Raw genomic sequence first — 10,797 nt, 5'->3', positions numbered from 1 at the left:
GAGAGGCACCAGAGATGAAAGCAACCGGTATCGTACGTCGTATTGATGACTTAGGTCGGGTCGTAATTCCTAAAGAAATTCGCAGAACTCTGAGAATCAGGGAAGGCGATCCGCTTGAGATTTTTGTAGATCGTGACGGAGAAGTGATTTTGAAAAAATACTCTCCGATCAGTGAGCTTGGAGACTTTGCAAAGGAGTATGCGGATGCGCTTTACGACAGTCTCGGACATTCAGTCCTGATTTGTGACCGTGATGTATATATTGCCGTGTCTGGCAGCTCGAAAAAAGACTACTTAAACAAATCAATTAGCGAAATGCTGGAAAGAACAATGGATCAGCGCAGTTCCGTGCTTGAGAGTGATGCGAAATCAGTACAGCTTGTGAATGGCATAGATGAGGATATGAATTCTTATACTGTGGGCCCAATTGTGGCGAATGGCGATCCGATAGGCGCCGTGGTCATTTTTTCAAAGGATCAGACAATGGGCGAGGTAGAGCATAAAGCTGTTGAGACAGCAGCTGGATTTTTAGCGCGTCAAATGGAACAGTAGGTCTTATTCCTTTTATCGAAATAGGCAAGAAAAGAACAGCTCTCCTTGGGACGCTGTTCTTTTTTCGTGCATGCCCAAAAAGGATTCCAAGGGTTGGGATATGTTATAATAACCTCGTTTTTATTTGTTCCGCGGTAATACGTGAACCGTATTGCTCTGATGTTGGGAAGGAGCTTTTGGATGGATGATTCAATAGGCGTCAAACGGCATTGGATTTGGCAGGGGGCTGTTGTTTTAATTCTGGCAGGCATCATCTCAAAAGTATTAAGCGCTGTTTACAGAGTCCCGTTCCAAAACATTGTCGGCGATGTTGGATTTTATATATATCAGCAGGTGTACCCCTTTCTTGGTATTGCGGTCATGCTGTCCACATCAGGATTTCCGGTTATTATTTCGAAACTGATGAATGATTATAGTGAAAAAAGCCACCGTACCATATTAAAAATATCAGCGTTGTTTCTGTCTTTTATCGGTGTTTTATTATTTCTTTGCTTATATATGGGTGCTGTTCCCATCGCGCTTTTTATGGGAGACTCACATCTCGCCTTGTTAATTCAAGTGACTGCGTTTGCATTTCTGCTGTTCCCGTTTGTCGCGTTGCTTAGAGGCGGTTTCCAAGGGCGGCACGATATGCTCCCGTCAGCCGTATCACTGATAACAGAACAGCTTCTGCGGGTTGCGGTGCTCCTTGGCTTATCATTTTGGCTCGTCAAAAAGGGAGCTTCGCTTTATACTGCGGGAGCGGCAGCCGCTTCCGGTTCTCTTGCCGGAAGTTTCATTGCGTTGATCCTACTCGGATTTTTTTGGTTCAAAGCAAAGAGAGACAATCAAACAGATAGGCAAAAAGAACATGTCATCACAACAAGCGTACTGATAAAAAAACTGCTTTTATATTCGGTTACCATTTGTGTGAGCAGTTTGCTGCTTTTGTTTATCCAGCTCGTCGATGCTTTGAATTTATATGCTTTGCTTTCGGGCGGTGAGGCAAGCGAAGAAGCGAAACGCCTAAAAGGGATTTATGATCGGGGGCAGCCATTGCTGCAGCTTGGTTCGGTTTTCGCAGTGAGCATTGCGACGTCACTTGTTCCGTATATTTCTAAGGCTGTAAAGAACAAAGAGCTTAAGATCATGAAAGAAAAAGTCACGTCTTCTTTAAAACTATGTCTTGTCCTGGGTACAGGCGCGTCGGCTGGATTGATTTGCATCCTTGAGCCGGTCAATATCATGCTGTTTCAAAATAGTGAAGGGACAGCTGCGTTACAAGTATTCAGCTGCTCCATTTTGTTTGCATCCTTGGCCGTCACGGCTGCTGCAGTTTTGCAAGGAGCGGGCTATACAGTTTTTCCTGCGATCGCGGTGGGGGCAGGTATTGCAGTGAAATGGGTATTAAACACTCTTCTTGTTCCGCGCTATGGGATTGAAGGTGCATCGCTTGCAACAGCGGCATCCTTTGCAGCTGTCGCCGGGCTTAACCTGTATCAGCTTCGACAAAAGAAATGGCTTGATAAGCTCAGAGCTGTTGTAATTCCGATCATTGGATGTGCTCTTTTGATGTCGGCTGTCTTATTTGCGTATATGCGTCTCTGGGCTTTCCTGTTTCCTGAAGCAGGAAGAGGAGCAGCCGCAATTGAAAGTCTTTCTGCTGTTGCCATTGGTGGCGCGGTGTTTATTTATTGTATGATGAAATTGGGAATATTTACAGATGAAGAGCTGAACAGTGTGCCTTTTGGCAGCAAGTTAAGCAAAATCATGAGAAGGAGAGAACAAAATGGCGGGTAAAATTACAGTCGTCGGACTGGGTGCCGGGGATATGGACCAATTGACAATTGGTATACATAAGCTGCTGACAAAAGCTGATACGCTGTACGTCAGAACCAAGGATCATCCTTTAATTCAGGAGCTTGAGAAAGAAACGAAGAACATCCGTTTTTTTGATGATATATATGAGAAGCACGACCAGTTTGACGCAGTATATGAAGAAATTGCCGATATCCTCTTTGAAGAGGCGCAGCATGAGGACGTGGTTTATGCTGTACCAGGACACCCTTTTGTCGCGGAAAAAACAGTACAGCTGCTGACGGAGCGGCAGGAAGAGAAAAATGTTCAAGTAAAAGTCGCGGGAGGACAAAGCTTTCTTGATGCCACATTTAATGCCTTGCAAATCGACCCGATTGAAGGCTTTCAGTTTGTGGATGCCGGCACATTGTCCGCGGATGAGCTTGAACTCAGACACCACTTGATCATTTGTCAGGTTTACGACCAAATGACGGCTTCTGAAGTCAAGCTGACATTGATGGAGAAGCTGCCTGATGATTATGAGGTTGTGATTGTGACTGCAGCAGGAAGCCGTGACGAGGAGATTCTGAGAGTGCCTTTATTTGAGCTGGACCGCAATGTCGCCTTGAATAACTTAACAAGTGTGTATGTTCCGCCGATTAAAGAAGAGAAGCTGCTTTATCACGAATTCTCCACGTTCCGAAGCATTATCAAAGAGCTTCGAGGGCCTAATGGATGTCCGTGGGATAAAAAGCAGACGCATCAGTCATTAAAACAGTACATGATTGAAGAATGTTATGAACTTCTCGAAGCAATTGACGAAGAAGACACAGATCATATGATTGAAGAGCTTGGCGACGTTTTGCTTCAGGTCTTACTTCACGCGCAAATTGGTGAAGATGAAGGTTATTTCACAATTGATGATGTCATAAAAGGAATCAGTGAAAAAATGGTCCGAAGACATCCCCATGTGTTTAAAGATGTTAAGGTTCAGGATGAAAACGATGTTTTGGCAAATTGGGAAGACATAAAAAAAGCCGAAAAAAACGCATCCGAATCATCCTTATTAGACAGCGTGCCGAAAACTCTTCCAGCTCTTTCGAAAGCCGCTAAACTGCAGAAAAAAGCAGCGAAGGTCGGTTTTGACTGGGATGACGTCAGCGATATTTGGGAAAAGGTAAGTGAGGAAATGAAGGAATTTTCTTCTGAGGTTTCTGAAGCTCCTCACGAACACAATCTTAAAGCCGAGTTTGGCGACATTTTGTTCGCGCTGGTGAATGTAGCCCGCTTCTACAAAATAGAGCCGGAGGAAGCGCTGGCCATGACCAATGACAAATTCCGGAGACGGTTCTCATATATTGAGACGTCAGCGAAGGAAAAGGGAATCGAACTGGCTGATATGTCTCTTGAGGACATGGACAAACTGTGGAATGAAGCAAAAGAAACTGAGAGGAGATCATAAATATGAGACTAGATAAATTTTTGAAAGTATCACGGCTGATCAAACGACGTACACTAGCAAAGGAAGTAGCCGACCAAGGCCGCATCTCTATTAACGGAAACCAGGCTAAAGCAAGCTCTGACGTCAAATCGGGAGATGAACTAACGGTTCGCTTCGGCCAGAAGCTTGTAACGGTGCAAGTCAATGAGTTGAAAGACACGACGAAAAAAGAAGAAGCTGCAAACATGTATACAATCCTAAAGGAAGAAAAACTCGGCGAATAGGCTTGTTCTAAAAAAACCCCCCGCCTCATACAATGCAGTAATAATGCTAAAAGTATCGAGGATATGGGGGCTGAATAGATGAATTCATATTATGATCAAAAAGGTTCTTCGTCTGTTCCGGAACAGCATGATGTGACAATGAAAGGCCGGAAGCATTTAGATATCTCTGGGGTTAAGCATGTGGAAAGCTTTGATAATGAAGAATTTCTGCTGGAAACTGTGATGGGAATGCTCTCAGTCAGAGGCCAAAACCTCCAGATGAAAAATCTAGATGTAGAAAAAGGGATTGTGTCCATAAAAGGCAGGGTATTTGATTTAGTGTACTTAGACGAACAACAAGGGGATAAAGCTAAAGGGTTTTTTAGCAAGTTGTTTAAATGACGCTGACGACACAATTCTATACAATGCTGGCGATGTCCGGTATGGGTCTATGGCTTGGCGCGTCACTTGATACATACCGGCTCTTTGTCATTCGTGCCAAAACAGCCAGATGGCTATTATTTATTCATGATATTCTTTTCTGGATTGTACAAGGGCTGCTTTTCTTTTATGTCTTGCTCCACGTAAATGAGGGAGAATTCAGGCTGTACATCTTTTTAGCGGTTCTGTTGGGCGTTGCGACGTATCAGAGCATTTGCAAACGAATCTATATAAAAATACTGAAATTCGTCATTTACCTTGTTGTTTCTGTTTATCAATTCTTCAAAAAGCTCATTCAGCACGTGTTATTTCATCCTATTGTGTGGACATGCGGAGTAATCATCTGGCTGGCAGCGTTTTTAGTAAAGAAAACATACCGCCTGATTGCTTTTCTCCTGTTGTGTCTATATAAAATCATCATGGTTCTGTGTTTTCCGATCCGTTTTATCGCAAAACAATGTTTGAAACTTCTTCCTGAAAAGATGCGTCTAACTTTTAGACGTTATTTTGAAAAAGGTGCAGGATTTCTCAAAAAGAAGAAGAAACTATTGATAACCATAAGAACGACCATTACACGTTTTTTGAAGAGGTGAAAGGAGGACCGTCTGATTTGAATTTATCCAGGGAACGAACGATAGCTGAAATACAAAACGACTATAAAGAACAGGTAGAGCGGCAAAATCAGCTGAAGAAAAGAAGACGCAAAGGGCTGTACAGACGGTTAACCGTTTTTGGCGCCCTCGTATTCCTGACGGCAATTGTGCTGGCAAGCTCTGTATGGTCCCAAACATCTTCCCTTAGTGCAAAAGAAGAAAAGAAAGAACAGCTTGAAAAAGAACTGAAGAGTTTAAAGACAAAACAGGCGGATTTAAAAGAAGAAATATCCAAATTGAAGGATGAAGATTACGTCACAGAGCTTGCCAGAAGGGACTTATTCATGTCTGGAGACGGAGAAATTATCTTCAATGTGGAGAAGAAGAGCAAGTAGCCTTGTTGACACTTAAATTTTTATTTAGGTATAATTAAGCAAACGATCTTTTTATAAGCCTAAGGAGGAGCACTTTTTTTATGTCGATTGAAGTTGGCAGCAAGTTGCAAGGGAAAATTACAGGTATTACAAATTTTGGAGCATTTGTTGAATTGCCTGGAGGCTCAACCGGTCTCGTTCACATCAGTGAGGTAGCAGATAATTATGTCAAAGACATTAATGACCACTTAAAAGTCGGCGACCAAGTTGAAGTGAAAGTCATCAACGTTGAAAAAGACGGGAAAATTGGTTTATCTATTAAAAAAGCTAAAGACCGTCCGCAAGCCAGACCTAGAAATGATTTCCGTCCGAAAGAATCTTTTGAACAGAAAATGAATAAGTTTTTAAAAGACAGCGAAGATCGCTTGTCATCTTTAAAACGCCATACGGAATCAAAACGTGGAGGGCGCGGAGCAAGAAGAGGATAACTTGCTGCTTTCTATAAATAAATGAAGCATCCGTTCATCCCGACGGATGCTTTTTTTAGTATCCTCTACCATGGTGAATTCAGAAAATTACAACATTAAAGTTTCTGTTGACGAAAAGGACAAACCTTTGTATTATATAACTTGTGCTTAGAAGCACAAAACAATATGGCGGTGTAGCTCAGCTGGCTAGAGCGTACGGTTCATACCCGTGAGGTCGGGGGTTCGATCCCCTCCGCCGCTACCATATTTGTTTGGCCCGTTGGTCAAGCGGTTAAGACACCGCCCTTTCACGGCGGTAACACGGGTTCGAATCCCGTACGGGTCATCCTAAGAAAATCGGTTTCTCTTGCAGAAGCCGATTTTTTTCATTTTTAGACATCATTCCAGAAATTCTTATCATAAACGAATATCAAGGCAGAAACCGTCGAAGATTTCTTTGGTATTGTTACCTTCTTTTGACAAAATCCTATCTGTGCTTTCGCTATAATGACAGGCAACGAATATAACAGGTGGGAGATGAGAGGAATGGAAAAAGCAGAAAGAAGAGTGAACGGGCCAATGGCGGGACAAGCTTTGGAAAAACTCCAATTGTTTTTTAACAGGGGCGCGAAGCTGGTGACTCATCATGTGCATTCACTGTTTTTCTATAAAGGATTCATTTATGTCGTCATCGGGTTTTTGCTTGGACGGGCTTTCATATTATCCGAGGTGCTTCCTTTCGCACTTCCTTTCTTTGGAGCAATGCTTCTCATCAGAAGAGACAAGGCGCTTTATGCGGTTTTGGCTGTGCTTGCAGGAGCGCTGACCATTTCTCCGAAGCACTCCTTGCTCATACTAGCGGCATTGCTCGCCTTCTTCGTATTTTCTAAAGTGGCTGCCTTCATCACCGACGATCGTGTAAAAGCACTTCCGATTGTCGTGTTCTTCTCCATGGCTGCAGCAAGAGCCGGGTTTGTTTACGCTCAAAATGGCGCGTTTACAACCTATGATTATGTAATGGCTGTCGTTGAAGCTGGACTATCCTTTATTCTAACGCTGATTTTCCTTCAAAGCCTTCCGATTTTCACTGTGAAAAAAGTAAAACAATCTTTAAAAATAGAAGAAATTATTTGCTTTATGATCCTTATCGCTTCCGTGCTGACGGGACTTGCCGGCTTGTCCTATCAAGGGATGCAGGCAGAACATATATTGGCTCGTTATGTTGTATTGAGTTTTTCCTTTATTGGCGGAGCAAGCATTGGCTGTACGGTTGGTGTTGTGACCGGTCTGATTCTTGGCTTGGCGAATATCGGAAATCTTTATCAAATGAGTCTGCTCGCATTTTCCGGCTTATTAGGCGGTTTGCTGAAGGAAGGGAAAAAAGCGGGTGCAGCAATCGGTCTGATTGTTGGGTCGCTTCTTATTTCTTTGTACGGTGAAGGCTCTGCCGGATTGATGACAACGCTCTATGAGTCATTAATCGCAGTCGGTCTGTTTTTGCTAACACCTCAATCTATTACAAGGAAAGTGGCGCGATATATTCCGGGAACTGTGGAGCATCTACAAGAGCAGCAGCAATATGCAAGGAAAATCAGAGATGTCACTGCTCAAAAGGTAGACCAATTCTCTAATGTGTTTCATGCGCTGTCTGAAAGCTTTGCAACCTTTTACCAAGCATCGGACGAACAGACAGATGACAGCGAAGTTGATCTGTTTTTAAGCAAGATTACGGAGCATTCCTGTCAGACGTGCTACAAGAAAAACAGGTGCTGGGTACAGAACTTTGATAAAACATATGACTTAATGAAACAAGTTATGCTTGAAACAGAAGAAAAACAATATGCATCAAACCGAAGACTGAAGAAAGAGTTTCATCAGCATTGTTCTAAATCAAAACAGGTTGAAGAGCTGATTGAGGATGAACTCGCACACCATCATGCCCACTTGACGCTCAAGAAAAAAGTGCAGGACAGCAGGCGTCTTGTTGCTGAACAGCTTTTAGGTGTTTCTGAAGTCATGGCAGACTTTTCTCGGGAAATAAAAAGAGAACGAGAACAGCATTTCCTGCAGGAAGAGCAAATTATAGAGGCGCTTCAGCATTTCGGAATCGAGATTCAGCATGTGGAGATCTATAGTCTTGAACAAGGAAATATCGATATTGAAATGACCATTCCGTTCAGCGGACATGGAGAAAGTGAAAAAATTATTGCTCCTATGCTTTCTGACATTCTGGAGGAACAAATTCTCGTGAAAGCTGAACAGCATTCTCCGCATCCGAATGGATACAGCCATGTCGCCTTTGGATCAACAAAATCATTCAGGGTATCTACGGGTGCGGCTCACGCTGCGAAGGGCGGCGGCCTTGTCTCCGGCGACAGCTACAGCATGATGGAGCTTGGAGCAAGAAAGTATGCTGCTGCAATCAGTGACGGAATGGGCAATGGCGCTAGGGCGCACTTCGAAAGCAATGAAACGATCAAGCTTCTTGAGAAAATCCTTGAATCCGGCATTGATGAAAAAATAGCCATTAAAACGATCAACAGCATACTGTCTCTAAGGACAACTGACGAGATATATTCCACGCTTGACCTATCTATTATCGATCTTCAAGATGCCAGCTGTAAATTTTTGAAGGTCGGATCAACCCCTAGCTTTATTAAACGGGGAGACCAAGTAATGAAAGTTCAAGCGAGCAATCTGCCAATCGGTATTATTAATGAATTCGATGTGGAGGTTGTGAGTGAGCAGCTGAAAGCGGGCGACCTTTTGATTATGATGAGTGACGGCATTTTTGAGGGGCCTAAGCATGTAGAAAATCATGACTTATGGATGAAGCGCAAAATGAAAGGCTTGAAAACAACTGACCCGCAGGAGATTGCCGATTTGCTCATGGAAGAAGTCATCCGTACGCGATCTGGCCAAATTGAGGATGATATGACAGTCGTTGTCGTCCGGATTGACCATAATACACCAAAATGGGCATCCATTCCTGTTCCGGCCATCTTTCAACACAAACAAGAAATTTCATAATGCTTCCGTATAAATCAAATTTCTTCTGGCGAAGATGGGAATATATGAATCTGAGAATCCTCGTATTCTCCAGGAGGAATGAATGTGAATAACGGACATTTAAATCAAATTTTGCTGATAACGGATGGCTGCTCGAATCATGGGGAAGACCCGCTTGCAATGGCTGCTTTTGCTAAGGAGCAGGGGATTACTGTAAATGTCATAGGTATAATGGAAGAAAACCAAATTGACCCTGAGGCAATGAAGGAAGTCGAAGGGATTGCACTTGCCGGAGGCGGCGTGCATCAGGTTGTATATGCGTCTCAGCTTTCACAAACCGTTCAAATGGTAACAAAAAAAGCGATGACGCAAACCTTACAAGGCGTGGTTAATCAAGAGCTGAAACAAATTCTCGGAAAGAATGTGGAAATGGAGGAGCTTTCTCCGGAAAAGCGCGGCGAAGTCATGGAAGTGGTAGACGAGCTTGGAGAAACGGTGCATCTTCAGGTTTTGGTTCTGGTTGATACAAGCGCAAGTATGGCGCCTAAGCTTCCTACAGTGAAAGAGGCGCTGATCGATTTGTCTGTCAGCCTCAATTCCCGAATCGGCAATAACGAATTTGCGATGTGTATATTTCCCGGGAAAAAACAAGAGGTCGAGCTTGTGCTGAACTGGACACCGAAGCTGCAATCGCTTTCCACTCTCTTTGCAAAGCTTTCAACTGGCGGGATCACGCCGACAGGTCCGGCGATACGTGAAGCGACTCTGCAATTTCAAAAAATCCGCTCAAGAAGGAGCATGCTGGCAGATGATGAACGACGCCTTGACGAGTTTGGCATGTAATCTTAAGCCGGGTACGACAATCAAAGGCAAGTGGAATGGAAACACTTATACATTGCGTAAACAGCTAGGAAAAGGCGCCAATGGAATTGTGTATTTGGCAGAAGCATCAGATGGACATGTTGCCTTAAAGGTGAGTGATGACAGCCTGTCTATTACTTCTGAAGTGAATGTCTTGAAATCTTTTTCAAAGGCCCAGTCCGTTACGATGGGGCCTTCTTTTTTTGATACGGACGACGCCTATATCCCCAGTGCCAATACGAAAGTTTCATTTTATGCAATGGAATACATAAAAGGGCCGCTGCTTCTGAAATTCGTCAATGATAAAGGGGCAGAATGGATACCGGTATTGATGATTCAACTGTTATCCAGCTTATCAGTGCTTCACCAGCAAGGATGGATATTTGGCGATCTTAAACCTGATAATCTGATCGTAAACGGTCCGCCTGCAAGAATCCGTTGCATCGATGTAGGCGGCACGACAAAGGAAGGCCGGGCCATAAAAGAGTATACAGAGTTTTATGACAGAGGGTATTGGGGGTATGGAACAAGAAAAGCAGAGCCATCCTATGATTTGTTCGCGGTTGCCATGATTATGATCAACAGCGTGTATAAAAAAGAATTCAAGAAAACAAACCAGCCTAAGGAACAGCTTAGATCTCTCATTGAAGGAAATGCGCTGCTGAAAAAGTATAAAAAAGTGCTTTTATCAGCATTGAATGGAGATTATCAATCCGCAGTTGAAATGAAGAAGGATATGCTCGACGCGGGGCAAAATGCAGTACAGAGAAAACAAGCTGTAAAAGCTTCACCGCAGCCTGTCACAAGACAAAGACAGCAAAAACCGCGCCAAGGGAAAGTAACGAAGACGCGATACACTCCAAAACAGAAGGCGGCGAAGTCAGGCGGATTGTTTGAAACAACGCTTATTGTGGTCAGTGTGTTAGCGCTTTATTTTGCCTACATTATCTTTTTCTTAATCTGAGTGGCGGAATCTGCTAAGCCTGTGCTTCTTCTTTGCTTGGAGGGATTGAAAGTGATA

The 10,797-nt window shown here is 43.4% G+C and carries 11 protein-coding genes and 2 tRNA genes; all 13 read left to right on the top strand.

What is annotated here, in order from left to right; genetic code table 11:
- Positions 1–14: 14 nt before the first annotated feature.
- The 13 genes from spoVT (at position 15) to prkT (ending at position 10,740) form a co-directional block, all read left to right on the top strand.
- Entirely contained in the window at positions 15–551 is a 537-nt protein-coding gene (spoVT, locus tag MOC09_RS19570; protein ID WP_003218365.1) for a stage V sporulation protein T, read from the top strand.
- A 180-nt stretch (positions 552–731) separates the two neighbouring features.
- A complete protein-coding gene (locus tag MOC09_RS19565) occupies positions 732–2,330 on the top strand; it encodes a polysaccharide biosynthesis protein (RefSeq protein WP_268360614.1) in 1,599 nt (532 codons plus the stop codon).
- On the top strand, positions 2,320–3,789 hold the full coding sequence (gene mazG / locus MOC09_RS19560) for a nucleoside triphosphate pyrophosphohydrolase (RefSeq protein WP_268371632.1): 1,470 nt from the start codon (positions 2,320–2,322) through the stop codon (positions 3,787–3,789). Before MOC09_RS19565 ends, mazG begins: the two co-directional genes overlap by 11 nt.
- A gap of 2 nt (positions 3,790–3,791) precedes the next feature.
- Positions 3,792–4,052, top strand: coding sequence for an RNA-binding S4 domain-containing protein (locus MOC09_RS19555; protein WP_268371630.1), 261 nt, complete (start codon positions 3,792–3,794; stop codon positions 4,050–4,052).
- Positions 4,053–4,130: 78 nt separating this feature from the next.
- Positions 4,131–4,433, top strand: a complete 303-nt coding sequence (gene yabP / locus MOC09_RS19550) for a sporulation protein YabP (RefSeq protein WP_003226714.1) — start codon at positions 4,131–4,133, stop codon at positions 4,431–4,433.
- Complete coding sequence (gene yabQ / locus MOC09_RS19545; protein ID WP_268371628.1) at positions 4,430–5,065, top strand: spore cortex biosynthesis protein YabQ; 636 nt, start codon at positions 4,430–4,432, stop codon at positions 5,063–5,065. The genes yabP and yabQ overlap by 4 nt, the downstream gene beginning before the upstream one ends.
- Before the next feature lie 17 nt (positions 5,066–5,082).
- The gene (divIC, locus tag MOC09_RS19540) at positions 5,083–5,460 is read left to right on the top strand and encodes a cell division protein DivIC (RefSeq protein ID WP_268360619.1); all 378 of its coding nucleotides are present in this window, start codon (positions 5,083–5,085) and stop codon (positions 5,458–5,460) included.
- 80 nt (positions 5,461–5,540) lie between these two features.
- Positions 5,541–5,927 carry a S1 domain-containing RNA-binding protein gene (locus tag MOC09_RS19535; protein WP_268360620.1) on the top strand — a complete coding sequence of 129 codons (387 nt, stop codon included), beginning with the start codon at positions 5,541–5,543 and terminating at the stop codon, positions 5,925–5,927.
- 167 nt (positions 5,928–6,094) lie between these two features.
- Positions 6,095–6,171: transfer RNA gene (locus MOC09_RS19530), tRNA-Met, on the top strand.
- A 9-nt stretch (positions 6,172–6,180) separates the two neighbouring features.
- Positions 6,181–6,252: transfer RNA gene (locus MOC09_RS19525), tRNA-Glu, on the top strand.
- A gap of 200 nt (positions 6,253–6,452) precedes the next feature.
- Positions 6,453–8,936 carry a stage II sporulation protein E gene (gene spoIIE, locus MOC09_RS19520; RefSeq protein WP_268371626.1) on the top strand — a complete coding sequence of 828 codons (2,484 nt, stop codon included), beginning with the start codon at positions 6,453–6,455 and terminating at the stop codon, positions 8,934–8,936.
- Between the two features lie 84 nt (positions 8,937–9,020).
- Complete coding sequence (locus tag MOC09_RS19515; RefSeq protein ID WP_268360623.1) at positions 9,021–9,758, top strand: VWA domain-containing protein; 738 nt, start codon at positions 9,021–9,023, stop codon at positions 9,756–9,758.
- The gene (prkT, locus tag MOC09_RS19510) at positions 9,724–10,740 is read left to right on the top strand and encodes a serine/threonine protein kinase PrkT (protein WP_268371625.1); all 1,017 of its coding nucleotides are present in this window, start codon (positions 9,724–9,726) and stop codon (positions 10,738–10,740) included. The genes MOC09_RS19515 and prkT overlap by 35 nt, the downstream gene beginning before the upstream one ends.
- Positions 10,741–10,797: the final 57 nt, after the last annotated feature.

Origin of the sequence: Bacillus sp. N12A5 (genome assembly GCF_026790125.1) — a bacterium.
Lineage (GTDB): Bacteria > Bacillota > Bacilli > Bacillales > Bacillaceae > Bacillus.
This window is presented reverse-complemented; position numbering and strand designations above follow the sequence as displayed.

Bases quoted from the DNA above. Each gene is read 5' to 3' on its own strand.
- mazG (WP_268371632.1), top strand. From the start codon at position 2,320: ATGGCGGGTAAAATTACAGTCGTCGGACTGGGTGCCGGGGATATGGAC.
- yabP (WP_003226714.1), top strand. From the start codon at position 4,131: ATGAATTCATATTATGATCAAAAAGGTTCTTCGTCTGTTCCGGAACAG.
- yabQ (WP_268371628.1), top strand. From the start codon at position 4,430: ATGACGCTGACGACACAATTCTATACAATGCTGGCGATGTCCGGTATG.
- prkT (WP_268371625.1), top strand. From the start codon at position 9,724: ATGATGAACGACGCCTTGACGAGTTTGGCATGTAATCTTAAGCCGGGT.
- MOC09_RS19535 (WP_268360620.1), top strand. From the start codon at position 5,541: ATGTCGATTGAAGTTGGCAGCAAGTTGCAAGGGAAAATTACAGGTATT.
- spoVT (WP_003218365.1), top strand. From the start codon at position 15: ATGAAAGCAACCGGTATCGTACGTCGTATTGATGACTTAGGTCGGGTC.
- spoIIE (WP_268371626.1), top strand. From the start codon at position 6,453: ATGGAAAAAGCAGAAAGAAGAGTGAACGGGCCAATGGCGGGACAAGCT.
- MOC09_RS19555 (WP_268371630.1), top strand. From the start codon at position 3,792: ATGAGACTAGATAAATTTTTGAAAGTATCACGGCTGATCAAACGACGT.
- MOC09_RS19565 (WP_268360614.1), top strand. From the start codon at position 732: ATGGATGATTCAATAGGCGTCAAACGGCATTGGATTTGGCAGGGGGCT.